18 protein-coding genes and 1 pseudogene are annotated in these 22737 nt (G+C 73.8%); 13 read left to right on the forward strand and 6 right to left on the reverse strand.

Annotated elements, in window-relative coordinates; translation table 11 throughout:
- Window positions 1-68: 68 nt before the first annotated feature.
- The 12 genes and pseudogenes from AB0C17_RS26145 (at window position 69) to efeB (ending at window position 15634) form a co-directional block, all read left to right on the forward strand.
- A complete protein-coding gene (locus AB0C17_RS26145; protein ID WP_357480928.1) occupies window positions 69-4160 on the forward strand; it encodes a toxin glutamine deamidase domain-containing protein in 4092 nt (1363 codons plus the stop codon).
- Window positions 4157-4594 carry a hypothetical protein gene (locus tag AB0C17_RS26150; RefSeq protein WP_357480931.1) on the forward strand — a complete coding sequence of 146 codons (438 nt, stop codon included), beginning with the start codon at window positions 4157-4159 and terminating at the stop codon, window positions 4592-4594. Before AB0C17_RS26145 ends, AB0C17_RS26150 begins: the two co-directional genes overlap by 4 nt.
- A 16-nt stretch (window positions 4595-4610) precedes the next feature.
- Window positions 4611-5331: pseudogene (gene nfi / locus AB0C17_RS26155) on the forward strand (deoxyribonuclease V).
- A gap of 105 nt (window positions 5332-5436) precedes the next feature.
- Window positions 5437-6432: a hypothetical protein gene (locus tag AB0C17_RS26160; RefSeq protein WP_357387932.1), complete on the forward strand. Its 996-nt coding sequence runs from the start codon at window positions 5437-5439 to the stop codon at window positions 6430-6432.
- 199 nt (window positions 6433-6631) lie between these two features.
- Window positions 6632-6838 (forward strand): Trm112 family protein, encoded by a 207-nt coding sequence (locus AB0C17_RS26165; RefSeq protein WP_357387930.1) that lies wholly within the window; start codon window positions 6632-6634, stop codon window positions 6836-6838.
- Window positions 6835-8031, forward strand: a complete 1197-nt coding sequence (locus tag AB0C17_RS26170; protein WP_302904039.1) for an SIS domain-containing protein — start codon at window positions 6835-6837, stop codon at window positions 8029-8031. The genes AB0C17_RS26165 and AB0C17_RS26170 overlap by 4 nt, the downstream gene beginning before the upstream one ends.
- Window positions 8032-8059: 28 nt before the next feature.
- Complete coding sequence (locus AB0C17_RS26175; protein ID WP_357387928.1) at window positions 8060-9118, forward strand: cation diffusion facilitator family transporter; 1059 nt, start codon at window positions 8060-8062, stop codon at window positions 9116-9118.
- A 3-nt stretch (window positions 9119-9121) separates the two neighbouring features.
- Entirely contained in the window at window positions 9122-10282 is a 1161-nt protein-coding gene (gene manA / locus AB0C17_RS26180; protein ID WP_357387926.1) for a mannose-6-phosphate isomerase, class I, read from the forward strand.
- Between the two features lie 289 nt (window positions 10283-10571).
- Entirely contained in the window at window positions 10572-12071 is a 1500-nt protein-coding gene (gene ahcY / locus AB0C17_RS26185) for an adenosylhomocysteinase (RefSeq protein ID WP_357470279.1), read from the forward strand.
- A gap of 188 nt (window positions 12072-12259) precedes the next feature.
- Window positions 12260-13159, forward strand: coding sequence for an iron uptake transporter permease EfeU (efeU, locus tag AB0C17_RS26190; RefSeq protein WP_357387922.1), 900 nt, complete (start codon window positions 12260-12262; stop codon window positions 13157-13159).
- A 28-nt stretch (window positions 13160-13187) separates the two neighbouring features.
- Window positions 13188-14315, forward strand: coding sequence for an iron uptake system protein EfeO (gene efeO / locus AB0C17_RS26195; protein WP_357387920.1), 1128 nt, complete (start codon window positions 13188-13190; stop codon window positions 14313-14315).
- On the forward strand, window positions 14312-15634 hold the full coding sequence (gene efeB / locus AB0C17_RS26200) for an iron uptake transporter deferrochelatase/peroxidase subunit (RefSeq protein ID WP_357387918.1): 1323 nt from the start codon (window positions 14312-14314) through the stop codon (window positions 15632-15634). The genes efeO and efeB overlap by 4 nt, the downstream gene beginning before the upstream one ends.
- 7 nt (window positions 15635-15641) lie before the next feature.
- Here the strand turns inward: efeB and AB0C17_RS26205 are convergent, their stop codons facing one another.
- Window positions 15642-16583: an RDD family protein gene (locus AB0C17_RS26205; protein WP_357387916.1), complete on the reverse strand. Its 942-nt coding sequence runs from the start codon at window positions 16581-16583 to the stop codon at window positions 15642-15644.
- Between the two features lie 41 nt (window positions 16584-16624).
- Here AB0C17_RS26205 and AB0C17_RS26210 point away from each other — a divergent pair, with 41 nt between their 5' ends.
- Window positions 16625-17578, forward strand: coding sequence for a stage II sporulation protein M (locus AB0C17_RS26210; protein ID WP_357387914.1), 954 nt, complete (start codon window positions 16625-16627; stop codon window positions 17576-17578).
- Here the strand turns inward: AB0C17_RS26210 and AB0C17_RS26215 are convergent.
- Genes AB0C17_RS26215 through AB0C17_RS26235 form a run of 5 tightly spaced genes read right to left on the reverse strand, consistent with a single transcriptional unit; the run spans window position 17556 to window position 22564 of the window.
- The gene (locus tag AB0C17_RS26215; RefSeq protein ID WP_357470282.1) at window positions 17556-18866 is read right to left on the reverse strand and encodes a DUF58 domain-containing protein; all 1311 of its coding nucleotides are present in this window, start codon (window positions 18864-18866) and stop codon (window positions 17556-17558) included. The genes AB0C17_RS26210 and AB0C17_RS26215 overlap by 23 nt on opposite strands.
- A complete protein-coding gene (locus AB0C17_RS26220) occupies window positions 18863-19840 on the reverse strand; it encodes a MoxR family ATPase (RefSeq protein ID WP_357387910.1) in 978 nt (325 codons plus the stop codon). Before AB0C17_RS26220 ends, AB0C17_RS26215 begins: the two co-directional genes overlap by 4 nt.
- Entirely contained in the window at window positions 19837-21135 is a 1299-nt protein-coding gene (locus AB0C17_RS26225) for a DUF4350 domain-containing protein (RefSeq protein WP_357480934.1), read from the reverse strand. The genes AB0C17_RS26220 and AB0C17_RS26225 overlap by 4 nt, the downstream gene beginning before the upstream one ends.
- On the reverse strand, window positions 21132-21722 hold the full coding sequence (locus AB0C17_RS26230) for a DUF4129 domain-containing protein (RefSeq protein WP_357387906.1): 591 nt from the start codon (window positions 21720-21722) through the stop codon (window positions 21132-21134). Before AB0C17_RS26230 ends, AB0C17_RS26225 begins: the two co-directional genes overlap by 4 nt.
- Window positions 21719-22564: a hypothetical protein gene (locus AB0C17_RS26235; RefSeq protein ID WP_357387904.1), complete on the reverse strand. Its 846-nt coding sequence runs from the start codon at window positions 22562-22564 to the stop codon at window positions 21719-21721. Before AB0C17_RS26235 ends, AB0C17_RS26230 begins: the two co-directional genes overlap by 4 nt.
- Window positions 22565-22737 lie beyond the last annotated feature (173 nt).

The raw sequence follows: 22737 nt of genomic DNA on the forward strand, positions 1-22737 counted from the left end.
TGGTCGGCGTCGAGTGGCCGGAGGGCAACGAGCGGTCCGTCTGGGACCTGGCCGACCAGTGGTACGGCGTGGCCGGCGTCCTGACCCGTCCGCGCGACGACGCGATGACCGCCGCCGGTGAGGTGAGGAGCGGCTACGGGGGAGTCGGCCTGGTCGCCGGCGCGTTCGACAAGGCCTGGCACAAGCTCGCCGAGGGCGACGACGCGCCGCTGCACGTCCTGATCTCGGCCACCGACGAGTTGGCGCGGCTGGTCGACTCCTGCGGCTGTGACATCGAGGGCGCGAAGCTGGAAGCCTGGATCGAGCTGGGCATCCTGGTCATCGAGTTGCTGTCGCTGGCGGTGGCGGCAGTGCTCACCCTGGGCGCCGCCTCCCCGGCGGCCGCCGCAGCGGTCACCGCCACGCGGGTCGTGGTGCAGCAGATCTTCAAGCGGCTGGTGGCCCAGCTCGCACGGAAGGCGGTCAAGCAGGGCCTCAAGGAGGCGGGTGAACGGGCCGCGAAGGAGGTGGCCAAGTCCGGTGCTCGCAAGCTGGCCCGGCAGGCCGTGGTCGGTGGGCTGCTGGAGGCCGGTCAGGAGGCGGCCACCAGCCTCGGCACCCAGGCGTATCAGAACTCCACCGGCCGGCGGAGCGGCCTCGACCTGACCGACGTGAGCACGTCGGCCCTCGGCGGATTCGCCGGCGGTGCCGTCGCCCCGCTTGCCGGTCTGGGCCGGCACGCCAACGGGCGCTTCGCCGAGATCGGCGAGCGTTTCGGGCGGGAGATGGCCGGCGAGACGCTCGCCGAGACCGCCGCTGGTCTGGCCACCGGCAACGGACCGTCGCTGGAGGATCTGGCGCGTGCGGCGGCCTCCGGTGTGACCGGGTCCGCCACCGGCCAGGCGGACTCGGCACTGCACCACCGCCTCGACGGGAAGTTGAGCGGCCTGCCGGTCTCGCCGGTCGGCCTGGACGTGCCGCCCGTCACCGATCCGGTCGGGCTGATCCCGGCCCAGCGGGTTGCCGAGCCGGTCGTCCAGAGCGGCGATGCGACGGCGGGGGCGGTCCCCGTGACCCCCACGCACGTCTCGCCCGAAGTCGCCGGGGCACACCCGCTCGCCGTGGACCTGCCCCGCCCGGGCCCGGAGCCGACGGCCACGGCGCCGCACGCCGGTGCCGCCCTGGACGGCGCGGCCGTGCCGCACGACGTGGCACGTCCGACGGTCGCCACGAGTCCCACATTGTCGTCGGTGGTCACGGACGCGCCAGTCGCCGGTCCGCCCCTCCCCGCGACCGGAGCCCATGGCGGCGCGGGTCCGGTGGTGACGCCGGTCGACCATGCCACACCGTCTACGACCACCCCGGTTCAGGCGGCAGCCGCACCGACGACACATCCCGCCTCGCTCGCCGATCGACCGTTGGCTGCGGCACCAACTCCTACAGACCGGGCTGCGCACATCAGCAACGGAAGCCTTGTGGGACAGTCATCGGTCTCACCGGTGAGCCCTCAGCCGGGACCGCATCCGGGAGCGCCGAATGTCGGGCCCGAACCCCGGCCAGGGCCCAACCCCCGATTTCCGCTGCTGGAGTCCTTGGCTCCGCATAACCCGCCTACCGACACGCCGGGGCCGAATCCTGGTCCGATCGATGTCCAGCCGTGGCATCGCGAGACCGCCCAGCAGCGCGCCGCGCGGCTGAAGGCCGATCGGGAGGGCCTCGACCGGCGCCGCTACCAGGGCTACCTGCGGTCACAGCGTGCCCTGCACGAGGAGAACAGGCGGCAGGCGCAGATCAAGGTGCTACGTGGTCGCGCCGAACAGCATTACGAGGCGGCGCGCTGGCTCCTGACCCGGGCACACGAGCTGCGCCAGGCCGGCCAGCACGACCTTGCCGACAGGCACGTGTGGGAGGGCCGGCGGCGAGAACGCCTGCACTACCGAGACGTCGACGAGGTGGAGGTGATCCGCGCCGGCGGGCGTCTGCCGGAGCAGGTGATGGTCGAGGACGACCTCGACTTCTACCGGATCAACGACGACGTGGCGGACCTGGCCGTCGGTGCGGTGGAGACCACCGACCGCTCCGCGCTCACCGGTAACGGTCACCCCGAGCCGGTCGACAGATCCCGGCCCTACGGCCGCCGGGGAGGACTCCGGCCTCCGCTCGCGTTGCACCAGACCGACCTCGAACGGCAGATGCCCCGCAACCCGGACGGCAGCGTCGCGCGTACCGCCGATCCCCGGCGCGGCGGCTGGTTCCGCCTCGCCAACGACGGCGGACCGGCGGCCGACGCCACCCGGGGGATCAACTGCCTCGACTGCACGTTGTCGCTGTTCGAGACCTGGGTCCACGGGCGGCCGCGCGTCGCCGCGCCGCGTACGTTCGACGGCTATCTGAACGGCGACGTGAACCGGCCGGTGGGCGGCGAGGCGGACGGACCGCTGCGGGTCGAGCAGACGACCGGCGGCCGGTTCCAGAACCTCTGCCCGCCGGATCGGCCCGGGATCACCGGCCGGGACCGGCAGCGGCTGGTGGACGGCGGCTACCGGGACCTGTATGCGCAACTCGCGTCGGGCGGCCACGGCAGCTACGCGTTCCTCATCACCAGCTTCGAGGGCGGCGGGTCGCACGCGTGGGTGGCGTTGAACCAGAACGGCACTGTCCTCTTCCTCGATCCGCAGTCGGGCGCGGTGGCGGACCGGCCGATCTACCACCACAGCGGCCGTCCGGACCGCAGCAACGTGGTGGGTGTCGACGCTCTGGTGCTCGGTCCCGACGGGCGCCCGATGCCGCTCACCGGCCGCCCACCCGGCACCTACAACGTCCTGCCCGAGCCGCTGCCCCGCCCGGTGCCGCCACGGCCGCCAGCGCCGGTCGTCGACGGCCACGTTCCGGACTTCAACCACGTTCACCTGCTCGGCGAGTCCACCACCTTCCACCGCGGGACTGACGGACCGCTGCCGGGCAACGCGCCGCCGGTCGAGCCGGAACCGAACCGGGTACGCCAGGACCACCGGCGGGCGCACGCCGACCGGATCGCGGCCGGGCTCTACGTGCGTGACGTGCTCGCGGCGAGCGGGAACCTGGATGCCGCCTTCGCCGCCGGGGTGACGCCAGTCGAACTGGCGCAGCACGCCGACGTGCCGGCGCTGCGGCGGCTCGTACCCGGCCTGGACGAGGGCGCCGCGAACGATCTCACCCGGTTGTTCGCCGACCCGCGCCTACAGCGGATGCTCGACCAGAGCTGGGAGGCGCCGCCGCGACGGGAGGAGTTGCTGGCCGAGACGCTGGTGCGACAGCTCGCGGAGCGGCCCGACCTGGTCCGGATGATCCTCGCCACACCCGAACTCGCCAACTCGCTGACCGCCCGCCCGCTGACCCTGCACCACCTGGCCAGCCACCAGCAGGCCATCGACGTACTGAATGACGTGCTAGTTGAAATACGAGACCGCGGCTCCGAGACTGTTGCCACTGCAGCCACACCTTCGATCGAGCCGACCCCGCTTACTCTGCACCAGATACAGGTAAGCAGTCGCTTCGATGGGGAACGGTCGGTGGCTATCCAGCCGAGCTTTGACAAGTCACGCTCCGGCGATGTCGCGTATCGCAAGCAGTATCTGGATCACCTGTACCAGGAGGCCTTGACCGCTCAGCGCGAACTTGATTCGCTGGGGCGTGAACTGGCCAGTTCGTCAGCAAGCGGGGCAGAGTACGAGCCACGACCCGGACCGAAGGATCGCGTTCGAGCTGAGGACAAGATCGATCGGAATGGCGGCAACGCTGCCCGCCTCCGCGACCTTGCTGCAGGGCGGGTCGCCTACCAGACGCTTGACGACCTGTATGCCGGGCTGGCCGAGTTGAGCAATAACCCTCATTTCCAGGTGGCGGAGTTCAGCGATCGCTTCCGGGAGCCCCAGGACAGTGGATATCGAGATATTCAGTTCTCGGTGCAGACCTCGACCGGGCACATCGGTGAGTTCCGTCTTCATCTGGCGGCGCTTGACCAGGTGGCGGAGTGGGAGCACTCGTTGTTCGAGGTCTGGCGTGACCTGGAGGCAGTCCCCAGGAGTGAGGCCCGTAGCCTCTCTGTCACGGAGTTAGCGATCCGGAAGGGCATCGTCCGCCGGCAGCGTGAATACTTCTGGGCCGCGCTTCAAACGACCTTGAACGGTGAGCGGCAGTGACGGATGCAGTGGCTGGGCTCGGCCTCGCGGGCTACTACGACTACTACGACAACCCGGTGAAGTTTCTTCCGACCTCCGACGGCGGCCTCGCCGCGTGGCGGCTCGACCGCACCACCGGCGGTTGGCGGCCGGCGAACGACATCATCGATGAGATCATCTTCGCCAGGGAACAGGAAATCTTCGTGCTCTCGCCTGAGCGGTTCGTGCAGCGCGTCGAAGAAGAGCGTGGGCTGAGCCTGAGCGGAGAGGGGCCGATCTTCGCGCTCTACGAAACGGTCCGAGCGCTCGAGGCGCCCGCCATCGCGGAGAGGCGACCGTTCACCACGGAGGAGGCGGCGCTGATCAAGGGGATCCGGCGGCGGACCTTCGTGATGTTCGAGGAACAGCTCCAACAGGCCGGTGACCCCGCCGCCGACCCCACCATCGCCTCCTGAGACAGCCGCGAACGACATGCCCTCCACCGATGGCGTACCCGTGCCCTATGTGCCGCCCGCCGACGCGGCGGAGGCGAGACGCGTACAGGAGGAGTTGCGGTCCCGGGTGGACCTGACCGGGCCCGGTCCTGCCGCGCCCGCGACGGTGGCCGGGCTGGACGTGGCGTACGCGCAGGACGCTGACCTGCTCGCGGCGGCCGTCACGGTCCTCGACGCGGCGACCCTCGAGGTGGTGGACGAGGCGGTGTGCGTGGGGCGACCCGCCTTTCCGTACGTGCCGGGGCTGTTCGCGTTCCGCGAGATGCCGGCGTTGCTCGCCGCGCTGGACCGGCTCACCACCCGTCCCGAGCTGCTGGTCTGTGACGGGCACGGGCTTGCGCACCCGCGCCGGTTCGGGCTGGCTTGTCACCTTGGCCTGGTGACCGGGCTGCCCGCGATCGGGGTGGGCAAGACGCCGCTCGTCGGCACGTGGACCGGGGCCGGGCCCTCGGCGTGGTGACAGCGCCGACCTGTGCGACGGCGGCGAGGTGGTCGGGCGGGTGCTGCGGACCCAGGACGGTGTCCGGCCGGTCTTCGTCAGCGTCGGCCACCGGATGGGGTTGGACGACGCGGTGGATCGGGTACTGGCACTGACGCCCCGGTACCGGCTGCCGGAGACGACCCGTACGGCCGACCGGCTCTGCCGGCAGGCCCTCGCCGGGGCGGACGCGTCGGGCGGTGACCTGGGCGGGCGGTGATCGCGTGGCGCGGCGCACATGTGGGCCGCTCGATGCTCCGGGGCCTGACCGGGCCGGTAGTAACCTGGCCGGCGGATCCGGTCCGGACGCAACGGTGAGGTGGAGATGTCGGCAGGGCGGCAAGCGGCGCGATGGGCCATCGTCGGCGCGCTGCTGGGTGGCCTGATCGCCGTCCCGGCGTCACCGGCGTCGGCCCGGGACGACCGGGTGGGACTGCGCTCGGCGAAGAGCTTCACCGCCGGTGGCGCGCCGGGCACCGTGGCGATCGAGGTGCGCAAGCGGACGGACGGCTGCGTGCGGTTGCGTACCGTGGTCGGGCTCCGCCTGGACGGCCTGCGGGCCGATCAGGTCCGGGTAGAGATGGCGTCCGGGCGGCGATGGGTGCCGGTGCGGGTCTCCGGGGACGGCGGCACCGTCGCCACGGCCGCCGTCGCGCCGGTCGACCGGCCGCTCTGCAAGGGCAAGGCCGTCACCGTGCGCTACCGGGTGTCCTTCCTGGCCGGGGCCGCCGATGGTCGGCTGGAGCTGGCCGGCGAGGCGAGTGCCGCGGACGGCGAGGTGCTCGGCCGGGCCGGTGGGTCGGCCCGGCTGGTCGGCGACCCGCGCACACCCAGCCCCAGTCCGTCCCGCAAGCCCTCGCCCACGCCCAGCGCGAGCGAGACCACGGCGGCCGAGGCGGCCGACACGTCGCCGGTGGCCGCCGCCGTGCCCCCGGCCACCGCCGCGGCCGACGACTCGTCGTTCGGAGGATCCATGATCATGTGGTTCGGTATCGGGCTGGTGCTCGCCGGCGCCGCCCTCATCGTCCTGCTGCTGCGCCGCAACCGCGCCGACCGCGCCGGTGGCGGCGCGGACGCCGGCCTTCCGCCGGTGCCGCTGCCGCGCAGCACCACCACCTACCGTTCCGGCACACCCGGACCGGCCCCCACGGTGTACGGGGGCACGCCGCCGCCCCGCGCGGCCGGCAACGTGTACGGCGCGCCCGCGCCCGCCCCGGCGCCACCGGCACCGGCGGGCGGGGACGCGACAATCGTTGTGCCGCCGCCCTCGCCCCCGGCGGGCGGCGACGCGACGACCGTTCTGCCCCGCTTGCCGGACTGAGCCGGAACCCGACCCGCTCCCGGGGTTACCGTGACCGTGAGTGGTCATGCCGTTACCCGGAGGGCGCCACCTGTCCGGCTGGAGGACGGAACACCGGGGCCGAACGGGGCCCGGTGCCGTGGCCGCTCGGCCGATAAGATCGCGTGCGCCGCTCGGCACCGCCGACCGGTGAGACCGCATACGTGGAAGGAGCCGCGCCGTGGCCCTGGACCCGCAGTTGCTCGACATCCTCGCCTGCCCGGACACGCACCACGCCCCGCTGGACTACGACGCGGGGGCGCAGACGCTGACCTGCACCGAGTGCGGTCGCATCTTCGAGGTCCGGGACGACGTCCCGGTGCTCCTGCTGGACGAGGCGCGCGGTGGCCCCGCCGCCGACGAGGCGCGGGGCGGGTCGTCGCGGTGATGGAGGGTACGGCCGGGGTCAGCGGGCACCGGCACGCCGACGAGGCCCTGCTGGACGACGCGGCGCAGCTCTCCGAGCGGGATCCGGGCGGCATGCTCCGGCACACCGCGTCCGCAGGTGCCCAGGTACGTGAGTCGGCGGCGCTTGCCGCCGAGGCCAATCTGTCAGTGCTTGCCGACGACGGCCGGCCCCGCGCGGTGGTCATCGCCGGCATCGGCACCGCCGGGCGTACCGGTGACGTGCTGGCCACGGTCGCCGGGCCGCGCTGTCCGGTGCCGGTCATCCCGCACCGCAGCGCCGGCGTGCCGGGCTGGGTGGGCGCGGCGGACGTGGTCATCGCGGTGAGCGCGTCCGGTCGCAGCCCGGAGGCGCTCGGCGCGGCCGAGGCGGCGCACCGGCGCGGCGCCCGGCTGGTGGCTGTCGGCGCGCCCGACTCGCAGCTCCAGTCGGTGGCCGAGCGGGCCCGCGCGCCGTTCATCCCGGTGCCCCGGCGCGCGCCGGCCCGGGCCAGCCTCTGGGCGCTCACCGTGCCGGTTCTGCTCGCCGCCCGTACCCTCGGGCTCGTGAAGGTCAACGAGGCCGATCTGGCCGAGACGGCGGCCCGGCTGGACGCCGACGCCGATCGATGCCGGCCGACCGCGGAGTCCTTCGTCAACCCGGCGAAGTCGCTGGCTCTGGGCCTGTCCGGTTCGATCCCGATCGTGTGGGGTTCGTCCCCGCTGGCCACCGTGGCCGCCCGGCGGTTCGGTGACACGCTGTCCGCGAACGCCCGCTACCCGGTGGTCGCCGGTGCGCTGGGTGAGGCGGGCCGGGGCCGCGTCGGCCTGCTCGACGGGGTGTTCGGCGGCCTGGCGGAGGGCGAGCGGGACATCTTCGCCGACCCGGGCGACGACGAGTCCGACGGCACCCGGCTGCGGCTGGTGCTGCTGCGCGACGGCGGCCTCAACGCCGACGACGACACCGACGAGCCGCTGGCGGTGGAGGAGCGCCGCGCGGACGCGGTGCAGACGCTCGCCGAGCGCCGCGGCGTGCGCTGTGACGTGGTGACCGCCGAGGGCGGTTCCGCGCTGGAACGGCTCGCGTCGCTGGTGGCGGTCCCCGACTTCGCCTCGATCTACCTCGCCCTGGCACACGGGCTGGACCCGATGGCGGTACCGGCCATCACGGAGATGAAGGAGCTGGCAAACCAGTGAACATACGGGGCATCGAGCGAGGCGGGGAATGAGCGCGAACGGGGGCACCAAGGCGATCGTCGCCGCCCTGGCGGCGAACCTCGGCATCGCCGTCACCAAGTTCATCGCGTTCGCCCTCACCGGCTCGTCGTCGATGCTGGCCGAGTCGATCCACTCGGTGGCCGACTCGGGCAACCAGGGCCTGCTGCTGCTCGGCGGCCGGCGGGCCAAGCGGCAGGCCACGCCACAGCACCCGTTCGGGTACGGCCGGGAGCGCTACATCTACGCGTTCATCGTGGCGATCGTGCTGTTCAGTCTCGGTGGCCTGTTCGCGCTCTACGAGGCCTACCACAAGGCGTCCGACCCGCACCCGATCGAGAACTGGCAGTGGGTGCCGGTGGCGGTGCTGGTGGCCGCGATCGTGATGGAGGGTTTCTCCTTCCGTACCGCGATCAAGGAGTCCAACCTGATCCGGGGCAACCAGTCCTGGGTCCGGTTCATCCGCCGGGCCAAGGCCCCGGAGCTGCCTGTGGTTCTGCTGGAGGACTTCGGCGCCCTGGTCGGCCTGGTGTTCGCGCTGTTCGGCGTCGGCATGACGCTGATCACCGGCAACGGCATGTGGGACGCGGCGGGCACCGCGATGATCGGCGTCCTGCTCGTGGTCATCGCGGTCACGCTGGCGGTCGAGACCAAGAGCCTGCTGCTCGGCGAGGGCGCCGAGCAGGGCGAGCTGACAAAGATCGAGCAGGCCGTCACGAGCGGTCCCGAGGTGGAGCGGATCATCCACATGAAGACGCTCTACCTGGGCCCGGAGGAGCTGATGGTGGCCGCGAAGATCGCGGTGCCGGCCTGGGAGACCGCCCACGACCTGGCCCGTGACATCAACGCCGTCGAGGCGCGGATCCGGCGCGAGGTGCCGACCGCCCGGGTGATCTACCTGGAGCCGGACATCTACTCGCCGGCCGCCGAGCGCGCGGGCACCGGTCAGGCGGCGGACACCGCCGTCCCGGAGGCGGCGACCACCGACGAGGCGCACAGGGCCGGTGACACGCACACGGCGGGTGAGGCGCACGCGACCGGCGAGGTGGCCGGGCGGCCCGGGAGCTGACCGATGGAGTTGTTGCAGGGCCGGATCCGTGACTACGCCTGGGGCTCGCGCACCGCTATCGCCGAGTTGCAGGGGCGGCCGGTGCCGAGCAACGGGCCGGAGGCGGAGCTGTGGCTGGGTGCCCACCCGGGCGCCCCGGCCACCGTGCAGCGTGACGGCCGGCCGGTCAGCCTCACCGAACTGCTGGTGGCCGAGCCGGATCACTGGCTGGGTGAGCGGCTGGTCGGCCGGTTCGGCACCCGGCTGCCGTTCCTGCTGAAGGTGCTGGCGGCCGAGTCGCCACTGAGCCTCCAGGCCCATCCGGACGCCGAGCAGGCCCGCGCCGGGCACGCCGCCGACGTGGGGCGGGTCAACTACGTGGACCCGTACCACAAGCCGGAGTTGCTGGTGGCGCTGTCGGAGTTCGACGCGCTGTGCGGCTTCCGCGACCCGGGGGAGTCGGCGGCGGCCATCGCCGCGTTCGGGGTACCCGTGCTGGAGCCCGTGGTGGCGGCGTTGCGCGACGGGCCGGCGGGGTTGCGGGAGGCGGTACGCCTGCTGTTGAGCTGGCCGGTGGCGGAGCGCGCCGGGCTGGTGGCGGCCGTGCTGGCGGCGGCGGAGGCCGCGCCGGGCTCGGCGGACGCCGAGCTGGTCCGCATGCTGGCGTCCGGCTATCCGGCCGACCCGGGCGTGGTGGTGGCGCTGCTGCTGCACCACGTCCGGCTGGCGCCCGGCGAGGGCATCTGGATGCCGGCCGGGAATCTGCACGCCTACCTGCGCGGCACCGGCGTGGAGATCATGGCGGCCAGTGACAACGTGCTGCGCGGCGGGTTCACCGCGAAGCGGGTCGACGTGGACGAGCTGCTGCGGGTGCTCCGGTTCGAGGTGCTGACCCGGCCGGTGCTGCGGCCGGAGCAGGTGGAGCCGGGGGTGCTGACCTGGCCGGTGCCGGTGGAGGACTTCGCGCTGCACCGGGTCGAGGTGACCGCCGGGTCGCCGGGGGTGCGGCTGACACTGCCCGGGCCACGTCTGGTGCTGTGCCGGGCCGGGAAGCTGACAGTGGACGACGGCGTGGGCGTGGTGACGCTGGACGCGGGTCAGGCAGCCGTGGGTACGGCGGCCGGGGGGCCGCTGGCGGTGAGCGGGGCGGGTGAGGCATTCGTCGCCACCTGCGGGATGCCCTGATCCGGGCAAGTCCGACTTTCCCGAAACGGCTTGACGGTCCTCCAATGCGGTGTGACCCTATGGGTACGCAGCGTTGTCGCGCCGAAAGGTCCGGTGACGTGCGGGGGAACCAAACCGGGGGGATGCGCGGGGCGGCCGGGCCGTGAGTGGAGAGTTCGCTCACCACCGACCGCCCCGTGCGCTGTCCGCCGACCGGCCGATTGCGCGGTCGGCAAACCGGGCACGGAGGGAGTGGTCCGCGAGCGTAAGGTGGAAAGCTGCGCACCACCATCGTTCGACAGGAGCTTCCATGACCAGCACCCTCCCGGCGGCCTCCAGCGGCGCGTCGTCGCAGGCCCGGCCGAGCACCCTCGCCGAGGGCGACTACAAGGTGGCGGATCTGTCGCTCGCCGAGTTCGGGCGCAAGGAGATCCGGCTCGCCGAGCACGAGATGCCGGGCCTGATGGCCATCCGGCGCGAGTTCGCCGAGGCCCAGCCGCTGGCCGGCGCCCGGATCACCGGCTCGCTGCACATGACCGTCCAGACCGCCGTCCTGATCGAGACCCTTGTCGCGCTCGGCGCGCAGGTCCGCTGGGCGTCCTGCAACATCTTCTCCACCCAGGACCACGCCGCCGCGGCGATGGTGGTCGGCCCCGAGGGCACCCCGGAGGCCCCGGCCGGCGTGCCGGTCTACGCCTGGAAGGGCGAGACGCTGCCGGAGTACTGGTGGTGCACCGAGCAGGTGCTCAACTGGCCGGACGGCCAGGGTCCGAACATGATCCTGGACGACGGCGGCGACGCCACCCTGCTCGTCCACAAGGGCGCCGAGTTCGAGAAGGCCGGTGTCGTGCCGCCGGTCGAGTCCGCCGACTCCGAGGAGTACGCGGTCATCCTCGAACTCCTGCACCGCTCGCTGGCCGAGGACGGCCAGCGGTGGACCCGGATCGCCGCCGCCATCAAGGGCGTCACCGAGGAGACCACCACCGGTGTGCACCGGCTCTACGAGATGCACCGCGCCGGCACGCTGCTCTTCCCGGCCATCAACGTCAACGACTCGGTGACCAAGAGCAAGTTCGACAACAAGTACGGCTGCCGTCACTCGCTCATCGACGGCATCAACCGCGCCACCGACGTGCTGATCGGCGGCAAGATGGCAGTGGTCATGGGCTACGGCGACGTGGGCAAGGGCTGCGCCGAGTCGCTGCGCGGCCAGGGCGCCCGGGTCGTGGTGACCGAGGTCGACCCGATCTGCGCCCTCCAGGCGGCGATGGACGGCTACCAGGTCGCCACGCTCGACGACGTGGTGGAGCAGGCCGACATCTTCATCACCGCGACCGGCTGCTTCGACGTCATCACCAACGAGCACATGGCCCGGATGAAGCACCAGGCCATCGTCGGCAACATCGGCCACTTCGACAACGAGATCGACATGGCCGGCCTGGCCAAGCGCAGCGACGTGACCCGCGAGAACATCAAGCCGCAGGTCGACGTGTGGCGCTTCGACGACGGCCACGCCATCATCGTGCTCTCCGAGGGCCGCCTGCTGAACCTGGGCAACGCCACCGGCCACCCGAGCTTCGTGATGTCGAACTCGTTCGCCAACCAGACGATCGCCCAGATCGAGCTGTTCACCAAGACCGACGAATACCCGATCGGCGTCTACGTGCTGCCCAAGCACCTGGACGAGAAGGTAGCCCGGCTGCACCTGGACGCGCTCGGCGCGAAGCTGACCACGCTCACCAAGGAGCAGGCCTCCTACCTGGGCGTCTCCCAGGAGGGCCCGTTCAAGCCGGACCACTACCGCTACTGAGTCTCCACGCTCCCGGAGGGACCGGGGTCGGCCGCCGCGCGGCCGTCCCGGTCCCTTTTCGCGTACGGGGAAGGCTTGCGGATGTCGAACCGGGTGACGTTACGCGGATCAGCTTGACGTTTGCTGGGAAGAGGAGCAAGGTATGGCTGCCCTAAGTTAACTGAGGCAAGCCTGACTACGGAGTTCCCATGTTCGCCACGTACCTGATCGGCCTGCGTGAGGGCCTGGAAGCGACACTCGTGGTCAGCATCCTCGTCGCCTTCCTGGTCAAGTCGCAGCGCCGGGACCGGCTGCCGCAGGTGTGGGCCGGCGTCGGCCTGGCCGTGGCGCTCTCCGTCGTCTTCGGCTCCCTGATCCAGTACACCTCCACCTCGCTGCTGCGCACCTCCGAGTCGCGCGAGCTGTTCGAGGCGGTCACCTCGGTCGCCGCCGTGGTCTTCGTGACCTGGATGATCTTCTGGATGCGCCGGGCCGCCCGCACCATCGCCGGTGAGCTGCGCGGCAAGCTCACCGACGCGCTCGCGGTCGGCTCCCTGGCCGTCGCCGGCATGGCGTTCCTCGCCGTGATCCGCGAGGGCCTGGAGACCGCGCTGATCTTCTACGCGGCCGCCGAGAGTGCGGCCGGCGGCACCGGGCCCGGCGCGCTGCTCGCCCTGGCCGGCGGCATCGCCACCGCCGTCGTGATCGGATTCCTGCTCTACCGCAGCGCGGTACGGATCAACCTGAGCCGGTTCTTCACCTGGACCGGCGCGCTGCTCATCCTGGTCGCCGCCGGCATCCTCAAGTACGGCGTGCACGACTTCCAGGAGGCGGGCGTGCTGCCCGGCCTGAACGACCTGGCGTTCGACATTTCGGGCACGCTCGACCCGAGTTCCTGGTACGGCGCGCTGCTCGCCGGCATGTTCAACGTCACGGCCGCGCCGACGGTGCTGGAGCTGATCGCCTGGGTCGCGTACGCGGTGCCGGTGCTCGCGCTGTTCCTGCGCAAGCCGGGCCGGCCGGTCAAGCCCGCTCAGCCCGTCGAGCCCGCTCAGCCCGTCGAGCCGGTTGCGGCCGACGTGGCCGCCGTCCCGTCATCCCGCGCCTGACCCGCCCCTTCCGAGGAGACCCCGCGCCATGCGTACCACTCGACTCGTCGCGCCCGCCGCCGCCGGGCTGCTCGCCGTCGCCGGCCTGGCCGGGTGCGGCGGTGACGACGCCGACGCCACGAACGGCGGGCCGATCGCCGTCAAGGCCACCGACACCGCCTGCGAGGTCGGCGACACCGAGATCGACGCCGGTCAGGTCACCTTCAAGGTGACGAACAGCGGTTCCAAGGTCAACGAGTTCTACGTCTACGCCGCCGGTGACCGGGTGATGGGCGAGGTGGAGAACATCGCCCCCGGGCTCAGCCGTGAGCTGCGGGTCGAGCTGGCCGCCGGCACGTACGAGACGGCCTGCAAGCCGGGCATGAGCGGCCGGGGCATCCGGGGCGCGCTGAAGGTCTCCGGCACCGCCGCGACCGTCGCACCCGACGCCGCGCTCACCCAGGCCACCGAGAGCTACCAGCGGTACGTGCGCAGCCAGACCGCCGCGCTGCTGACGAAGACCGAGGAGTTCGTGGCGGCGGTCAAGGCGAACGACGTGGCGAAGGCCAAGGCGCTGTACCCGGTGGCCCGCACCTACTGGGAGCGGATCGAGCCGGTCGCGGAGAGCTTCGGCGACCTCGACCCGAAGATCGACGGCCGCGAGGAGGTGGTCGAGGAGGGCATGGAGTTCACCGGCTTCCACCGGATCGAGAAGGACCTCTGGACCACCGGCGACGTCAGCAAGGACGGGCCGATCGCCGACCGGCTCCTGGCCGACGTCAAGGCGATCGTCGCCAAGGCCGACGCCGAGAAGCTCACCCCGCTCCAGCTCGCCAACGGTGCCAAGGCGCTGCTCGACGAGGTCGCCAGCGGCAAGATCACCGGCGAGGAGGAGCGCTACTCGCACACCGACCTGTGGGACTTCAACGCCAACCTGGAGGGCTCGAAGGCGGCCATCGCCGCACTGCGCCCGGCGCTGGAGCAGCGCGCGCCCGACCTGGTCAAGCAGCTCGACGGCGAGTTCGCGAACGTGGAGGCGACGCTCGGCAGGCACCGGGCCGGCGACGGCTGGAAGCTGCACACGCAGCTCGGCAAGGCTGAGCTGAAGGAGCTGTCGGACGCGGTGAACGCGCTGGCCGAGCCGGTCAGCAAGGTCGCGGCGGCAGTCGCGCGATGACCGGTCCGGCCGGCGGCGACGCGTCGAGCGAGCCGAACAGCGAGCGGAGCGGCCGTGGCCTGTCCCGGCGCCGGGCGATGACACTGGCCGGCGTCGGTGTGGCCGGGGTCGCCGGGGTGGCGGGCGGCGCGGGCGCTCTGCTCGCCGGCGGGAACGAGGCGTCCGCCACCGGATCGGCCGCCGGTTCCGTGCCGTTCCTCGGCGAGCACCAGGCCGGCATCACCACCCCGGCACAGGACCGGCTGCACTTCGTCGCGTTCGACGTGGTCACGAAGGACCGGGACCGGCTCGTCGCGATGCTCCAGGAGTGGACCGCCGCCGGGGCCCGGATGACCGCCGGCAAGGACGCCGGGGTGATCGGCGCGGTCGGCGGCATGCCCGAGGCCCCGCCGGACGACACCGGTGAGGCGCTCGGACTGCCCCCGTCGCAGCTCACCCTCACCGTGGGCTTCGGGGCGACGCTGTTCCGCGACGCGCAGGGCCGGGACCGCTTCGGCATCGCCGCCCGCCGTCCGGCCGCGCTGGCCGACCTGCCGCACTTCGCCGGGGACGCGCTGCGGCCGGAGCTGTCCGGCGGTGACCTCTGCGTGCAGGCCTGCGCCAACGACCCGCAGGTGGCGGTGCACGCCATCCGCAACCTGGCCCGCATCGGCATGGGCGTGGTGAGCGTGCGCTGGTCGCAGCTCGGCTTCGGGCGTACCTCGTCGACGTCGCGGGACCAGGCCACGCCGCGCAACCTGTTCGGCTTCAAGGACGGCACCGCCAATCTCAAGGCCGAGGACGCCGGCCTGCTGCGCGACCAGCTCTGGGTGCAGCCCGGCGACGGCCCGGACTGGATGACCGGCGGCTCCTACCTGGTCACCCGGAAGATCCGGATGCTCATCGAGACATGGGACCGCAGCCCGCTGGCCGAGCAGGAGATGATCGTCGGCCGGACCAAGGGCAGCGGCGCGCCACTGGGCCGGCGCGACGAGTTCGACGAGCCGGACTTCGCCGCGAAGGGCGACGACGGCGAGCCGCTCATCGCGGCCACCGCGCACGTACGGCTTGCTCACCCGGATGCGAACAACGGCGCCCGCCTGCTGCGCCGCGGCTACAACTTCGTGGACGGCTCGGACGGGCTGGGCCGGCTCGACGCCGGTCTGTTCTTCATCGCCTACCAGCGGGACCCGCGCCGGCAGTTCGTGCCCGTCCAGACCCGGCTGGCCCGCAACGACGCGATGAACGAGTACCTGCGGCACGTCTCCAGTGGCCTGTTCGCCTGCCCGCCGGGCGTCCGCGACGCGGCCGACTGGTGGGGGCGGGAGCTGTTCGCCTGAGCGCGGCTCAGCGGCGTACCGGACCGGGTGCGGCCTCCGGCGCGGCGGGCCGTAACCCGGCGGCCGGCGCGGCCGGGTGCGGTACGCCCGCCTGCGCCGGGACCAGCTCCGGCCAGAGCGTGGCGGTGACCGTCCGGGCGCGGCCCAACCGCAGCGCGGCCCGGCGCCCCCGCTCGGCCAGCACGGCGGACAGGTAGACCCAGTCCTGCGCCGCCCAGGGCGGAGGCGGTGAGGTGACCGTCGCGACCTCGGCCCACAGCGCCCGGCCCAGCCGGGACCGGTCCGGCTCGGCGAGCTGGGGCAACCGGTCCAGGTACTGCCGGACGGCAAGCGCCAGCCCGTCGTCGAACCGGGTCAGGTCGAGCGTGGCCGCCCAGGCCAGCAGCGGCGGGGGTGCCGGCGGCAGCGGCCGCCACATTCCGGCGCCACGGGTGTGCACCACGAGCGTGCCGGCGACCAGGTCGCCCAGCCGGCGACCACGCGGGTCGGTGAGCATCACCGTGACGCCGGCGACCCAGCTCAACAGCGGCAGCACCAGGCCGGGCCACTCCACCGCGACACCGACGAGCGCCCGGGTCAGCGACTGGCCCACACCGACCGGGCCGCCGTCGGCCCGTACCACCCGCAGCCCCACGGCCAGTTTGCCCACCGTCCGGCCACCGGCGAAGCGCTCCATCACCACCGGATAGCCGAGCAGGACCAGCACCAGCAGCACGGTCTGGAGCGCGCCGGCCAGCGCGGCGTCGAGGACGTCACCGAGCAGGGCGAGCGCCACCACCGTCAGCACCGTCCCGAGCAGCAGTGCCAGCACGAGCTGGATCACCGCGTCGATCAGCAGGGCGAGCACCCGGGAGCCCAGCCGGGCCGCCCGGATGTCCAGCTCCACCGCCTCGCCGCTGACCAGACCGGCGTCGGCCCACCGGGGCGGTGGGGGAGGTTGCGCGCGCACCCCGACAGTGAACACCATGGACGCCGGACGGGGGAGGGTGAGTGGATCTCGACGCGTACGTGGCCGAGCACAACGCCGAATGGCGGCGGCTGGAACACCTGACCGGGCGGCGTCGCCTCGACGCGGCCGAGGTCGACGAGCTGGTCGCGCTCTACCAGCGCAGCGCCACGCACCTGTCCGCGCTGCGCGCCCGGGCCCCCGAGCCCGCGCTGGTGAACCGCCTGTCCCACCTCGTCCTCGCGGCCCGGGCGCGGGTCACCGGCCGCCCCCGGCTGTCCTGGACGGCAGTGGGCCGGTTCCTGGCCGCCGACCTGCCCGCCGCGCTCTACCGGGCCTGGCCCTGGTGGTGCGGCGTGGCCACCGCGTTCAGCGCCCTGACCGCCTTCCTCATCTGGTTCGTCGCCGCCAACCCGGACACCGCCGCCGCGTTCATCGGCGAGCAGGCCGCCCGGGAACTCGTCGACTCCGGCTTCGCCGGCTACTACAGCGAGTACGCCGCGCCTACCTTCGCGTTCCACCTGTGGACGCACAACGCGTGGCTGGCGGCCCAGTGCCTGGCCGCCGGTGTGCTCGTGGTGCCGGTGTTCTGGCTGCTGTGGCAGAACGCGCTGAACATCGGCGTGGTCGGCGGCGTGATGGTCTCCTACGGCCGGGCGGACGTCTTCTTCGGCATGATCACCCCGCACGGGCTGCTGGAGCTGACCGGCATCTTCGTCGCCGCCGGGGTCGGACTGCGTACCGCCTGGGCCTGGATCGCCCCGCCCGCGCACCTCGGCCGCGGCCCGGCGGTCGCCGAGGCGGGAAAGCTCGCCGTCGTGGTCGCGGCCGGTCTGGTCGGCATGTTCGCGGTCTCCGCGCTGATCGAGGCGTTCGTCACCCCGGCGCCGGTGCCGGTCGTGCTGCGGGTGGCGGCCGGTGCCGCGGTGTGGCTGGCCTTCCTGGCGTACGCGCTGGTGCTCGGCCGGCGTGCGGTCAGAGCTGGCCGAGGGACTTGAGCCGCAGATAGGTGTCGGCGACGGCCGGGGCCAGCCGGTGTGCGGGCACGTCCACCACCGTCACGCCGTAGCGCGACAGGGCGGCGCGTACCCGGTCCCGCTCGGCCAGCGCCCGCCACGCCGACGCGGCCGCGTACGGGTCGTCCGGGCCGGCCGGGGTGGCGGTGGCGAGCCCGGTCAGCACCGGGTCGCTGGCGGCGGCCAGCACCACCCGGTGCCGGGTGGCCAGCCGGGGCAGCACCGGCAACAGCCCGTCACCGATCGCGCCCGCCTCCAGCGCGGTGAACAGCACCACCAGGCTGCGCTGCCGTTCCCGGCGCAGCACCTCGGCGGCGATCAGCTCGAAGTCGGTCTCGGCCAGCGCGGGCTGCAACGGTGCCACCGCGTCGACCAGCCGGGCGAGCAGCGCCGGGCGGCCGCTGCCGGTGACCCGGGCCCGGATCTCGGTGTCCGCCGCCAGCAGGTCCACCCGGTCACCCGCGCGGGCGGCGAGCGCGGTGAGCAGCAGCGCCGCGTCGATGGCGGTGTCCAGCCGGGGCTCGTCGCCGAGGCGTACCGCCGACGTGCGGCCGGTGTCCAGCACGCAGACCAGGCGCCGGTCCCGCTCCGGGCGCCAGGTGCGCACCAGCACGTCGGCGCGGCGGGCGCTGCCCCGCCAGTCGATCGAGCGGACGTCGTCGCCCACCGCGTACTCGCGCAACGTGTCGAACTCGGTGCCGTGACCGCGCCCCCGGGTCACCTGCACCCCGTCGATGACCCGCAGCCGGGCCAGCTTCTCCGGCAGGTGCCGGCGGGAGTCGAAGCGGGGCAGCACCCGCAGCGTCCACTGTGGGGTGGCCGGGCGCCCGGCGCGCTGCCGGGCACCCAGGCGCATCGGCCCGAGCGAGCGTACGGTCAGCGCCACCGCCCGCCGGTCGCCGCGCCGGGTCGGGGTGAGCCGGACCGGCAGCGTGGCGGCGTCACCGGGCGGCACGGTGAGCAGGCGGTCCGGCGGCACGTCCGGGCGAGCCCCGGCCGACGGCACCCAGGCGTCGCGCACCTGGGCGTGCAGCGTGCGGTCGGTCGGGTTGGCCAGGTGCAGCGAGACGGTGGCGGTGCCGCCGAGGCGGACCGTCCGCTCCCCGGAACGGGTCACGACCAGCGCGTCCGGCGGGACCGCCAACGCCCGGTCGAGCAGCACCAGCAGCAGCACCACGGCGGTCAGCACGGCGACGCCGAGGAACGGCGCCGGCCAGAACGGCAGCGTCAGCGCGCCCGCGCCGAGCAGCAGACCCGCCCGCCAGGTCATCGCGGCGTCGGCACGGTGGCCAGCACCGACTCCAGCACCGCGTCCACGGTCACGCCCTCCAGCTCGGCCTCCGGGCGAGGACGCAGCCGGTGCCGCAGCGTGGGCCGGGCGACCGCCTTGACGTCGTCCGGCGTGACGTGGTCGCGGCCGGCCAGCCAGGACCACGCCTTGGCCGTGTTCAGCAGCGCGGTCGCGCCTCGCGGGGACGCGCCCAGCTCCAGCGCGGGCGCGGAGCGGGTGCCCCGGCACAGGTCCACGATGTAGCCGAGCACCGGTTCGGCCACGTGCACGTTCCGCACCTCGGCCCGGGCGGCGGCCAGGTCCGCCACGCCGGCCACCGGGCGTACGCCCGCCGCGCCCAGGTCGCGCGGGTCGAACCCGGCGTGGTGCGCGCGCAGCACGCCCAGCTCCTCCTCCCGCTCCGGCAGTGGCACTGTCAGCTTCAGCAGGAAGCGGTCCAGCTGCGCCTCGGGGAGCGGGTAGGTGCCCTCGTACTCGACGGGGTTCTGGGTGGCCGCGACGATGAACGGGTCCGGCAGCGGACGGCGCTCGCCCTCGACGGAGACCTGCCGTTCCTCCATCACCTCCAGCAGCGCCGACTGCGTCTTGGGCGGGGTGCGGTTGATCTCGTCGGCGAGCAGCAGGTTGGTGAAGACCGGCCCCTCCCGGAACGTGAAGGCGGCGGTGCGCTGGTCGAAGATCAGCGAGCCGGTGACGTCGCCGGGCATCAGGTCGGGGGTGAACTGCACCCGCTTGGCGTCCAGGTCGAGCGCGGCGGCCAGGGTCCGCACCAGCAGCGTCTTGGCCACCCCCGGTACGCCCTCCAGCAGCACGTGCCCCCGGCAGAGCAACGCGATCACCAGGCCGGTGACCACGGCGTCCTGCCCGACGACGGCCTTCGCCACCTCGGCCCGCAGGCGGTGCAGGGCGGCGCGGGCGCCGGACGGGGCGGTGGTCGTGACGGGTCCGGTCACCGGGGGTCTCCTTCGCTCGGATGCGGGGCCAGGGTACGGGTCAGGGCGTCCAGTTCGCGGGCCAGCTCCAGCAGCTCGCGGTCGTTGGCCGGGGCCGGGCCGTGGAGCAGGTCGGCCACCCGTTCCGGGTCGGCGCCGGCGCGCTCGGCGACCCGGGCGGCCACCTCGTCGTCGGGTGTCCCAGGGGGCAGGTTGAGCCGGGTCGTCAGCCGGTCCAGCGCGGCGGCGCGCAACGTCCCGGCGACGGTGTCCCGGGCGCCCGCCCGGCGGTAGAGCCGAGCCCGGCCGCGCACCGTCTCGGCGGAGCGGACGGTCACCGGCAGCGGCTCCGACACCGGCGGCCCGTGCCGGCGGGCCCGCCACAGCACCACGAGCAGCCCGGCCAGGGCGAGCTGCACCAGGACGGCCCAGAACCACTGCGGGAAGGCGCCCCAGAGCGGGTTCTCCCACGACCGGTCGGCTCGGTCGGGCGGATCGGGTCGTTCCGACCGGCCGCTGCCGGCCGGCGCGGGCTGCTCGGTGAACGGTGCCGGGGACCAGCTCGGGCGGGTCGGCGCCGGTACCGGCTCGGGCAGGTCGAGCCAGACCAGCGGGCGGTCGCCGCCGAGCAGGCCGGTGGCGAGCGCCTCGTTGCTCCACTCGCCGATCCGCTCGTTGCGGAACGGGTCACTGGCGCCGGCCAGCACCACCTCGACCCGCCCGGGGACGCGCAGCAGCGCGCCGCCGTAGCAGTGGTCGACCTCGGCCGGTCCGGCGTAACGCTGGAGGTCGATCGCGGCGACACCGGCCCGGACCGCCTCGGGCAGCCGGCACGGCGTGCCGTCCGCGTCCGGCGGCACCGCCCGCGCGGCCCAGCGAACGCCGGCCGGCTCGACCGGGACGTCCAGTTCGGCGAGCACCCGCCGGGACGGCTCGACCAGCACCAGCCGGCTGCCCGGCGGGAGGGTGGTCAGGCCGTCGAGCAGGTCCGGGTGCACGAGCCCGGGCGCGGGCACGAACAGCGTGCTCGGCTCGGCGCGGGCGGTACGCAGCGCCGCTGTCAGATCCGTCTCCCGGCGTACCGGCACGCCCTGCGTCCGCAGTGCTTCCGCGAGCCGGCTGGCGCCGTCGCCGTCGGTGGCGACCGGGGACAGGAAACCGGGCTCGTCCGCGTCGGGCCGGTCGACCGCGCGCAGCACGAGCGTGGTCACGATCAGCAGCACCGCCAGCCCGAGCGGGACGAGCAACCGGTACGGCCGCCGGCGCGGCACAGTCGTGGCCGCAGTCGTGGTCTCCGGTTCGACGGTGGCGGTCACCGCGGCTCCTCCCCGGTCAGCTCGCGACTCAGGTCGGCGGCGAGATCACGCATCCGCCGGTCGTGCGCGGCGGTGGCGGGGCGCTGGGCGTACCAGAGGTCGGAGAAGATCGCCCCGGCCTCGTGCAGCGTGGGCCGGACCCTCGGCCGGGCACGGGCCGCCGCCTCGGTCAGCTCGACGACTGTGAGCCCGGGGCGGGGCTCCACCACCTGCCGCACGACCAGGAGCCGGACCATCTCGCGCAGCCGCTCCCGGACCGCCTCCGCGTACCGGCCCTCGGCCGCCAGCCGGTCGGCCAGCCCGGGCCCGGCCGGTTCCGGCAGCCGGGGCGCGGGCAGGCGCACGGGCGGCGGGTCGTCGTCACGGGACCGGCGAGGACGCCGGAACCGGGGCCACCTCAGCCGGGGCAGGCGTGGCCACCGCAGCCGGGGGAACCGGAACCGGGGCAGCCGGCGGGGCACCCACGCGGGGAAGAAGTACCATGCCAGCGCCACCAGCAGCGCGACGCCCAGCAGGATCAGCGCGGCCAGCGGCAGCGGCACCACGTCACCGAGGGCCGCCACCGTCTCGGTCCACCACCGGCTCACCGGTACGCCGCCAGCAGGGCGGGCTCGGGCACGCCGGCGGGCGCGCGGGAGAGCCGGATGTCCAGCCCTTCGGTGCGGATCCGGGTCTCCAGGTGGAGCACCGCGTCCAGGCAGGCGAGCGCCGAGTACGCCAGCGCGTTCACGGCGGTGAAGGCGGCGATCGTCACCGGCAGCGCCCAGGCCGAGACGTCGAACAGACCCAGCATGCCCAGCCCGTAGTAGACGCCCAGCCCGATGCCGAGCCGGATCAGCCACCAGCCCAGGTAGCCCAGCAGCCGGATCGCGGCGGCCCGCGCGCCGACCCGGCCGGCGAGGCGTACCGCCCGCCACGGCGCCCGGTGCGCCGGCACCCCGTCCAGCACCAGCACCGGCACCACCAGGCCGAGCAGCGCGTACGCCAGGAACCAGCCCGGCCCGGTCAGCGCGGCGGCGGTGACGGTCAGCCCGACCAGGACGGCGGCCGGCAGCGTCGCGCCCGGCCGGGCGCCGCGCAGCAGCTCCGACGGCGCGGAACGGCGGCCCAGCAGCGCCGCGCCGGCACCGCGTGCGGCCGGGGCGCCGAGCAGCGCGATGATCGCGGCTTCGGTGCCGGCGCCGGCCGCCAGCAGCAGCCAGTACCCGGGAAGGGTGTCGCCGATCTCCGCCGGCCACCAGGCCGGCGGTTCGGCCGCGACCAGCATCCGCAGCGGGTGGAGCACCGCCTGTTCGGCGAGGGCCAGCAGGAGGGCGAGGGGGACGAGCACCCGCGCCTGGTCGCGCAGCAGCAGCACCGCCGCGTCGAGCAGCTCGCCGACGGTCAGCGGACGGCGCGGCAGCACCGCGGTCGGGCCGGCGTCGGGCACGCGTACTCCTGGGCGGGGGAGCGGAGGTGGCGGGCGGGGCGACGCCCGGGGGATCATGGTTGCACGGCGGGTCCGCATCCGGTGGACCCGACCACCCCGGCACGCCACGCTGGGCGGCCACGCCGACTGCTGTGGTGCGTGGGGCCGCTCGGCGCTACGGTTCCGTGGAGACG

This window comes from Micromonospora sp. NPDC048887, assembly GCF_040649715.1.
In the GTDB taxonomy this organism is placed as follows: Bacteria; Actinomycetota; Actinomycetes; order Mycobacteriales; family Micromonosporaceae; genus Micromonospora.

What these genes read in the sequence shown, in the direction of transcription:
- AB0C17_RS26160 (WP_357387932.1), top strand. Translation starts at nt 5,437, where the DNA reads ATGTCGGCAGGGCGGCAAGCGGCGCGATGGGCCATCGTCGGCGCGCTG.
- AB0C17_RS26175 (WP_357387928.1), top strand. Translation starts at nt 8,060, where the DNA reads ATGAGCGCGAACGGGGGCACCAAGGCGATCGTCGCCGCCCTGGCGGCG.
- manA (WP_357387926.1), top strand. Translation starts at nt 9,122, where the DNA reads ATGGAGTTGTTGCAGGGCCGGATCCGTGACTACGCCTGGGGCTCGCGC.
- ahcY (WP_357470279.1), top strand. Translation starts at nt 10,572, where the DNA reads ATGACCAGCACCCTCCCGGCGGCCTCCAGCGGCGCGTCGTCGCAGGCC.
- efeU (WP_357387922.1), top strand. Translation starts at nt 12,260, where the DNA reads ATGTTCGCCACGTACCTGATCGGCCTGCGTGAGGGCCTGGAAGCGACA.
- efeO (WP_357387920.1), top strand. Translation starts at nt 13,188, where the DNA reads ATGCGTACCACTCGACTCGTCGCGCCCGCCGCCGCCGGGCTGCTCGCC.
- efeB (WP_357387918.1), top strand. Translation starts at nt 14,312, where the DNA reads ATGACCGGTCCGGCCGGCGGCGACGCGTCGAGCGAGCCGAACAGCGAG.
- AB0C17_RS26215 (WP_357470282.1), bottom strand. Translation starts at nt 18,866, where the DNA reads ATGACCTGGCGGGCGGGTCTGCTGCTCGGCGCGGGCGCGCTGACGCTG.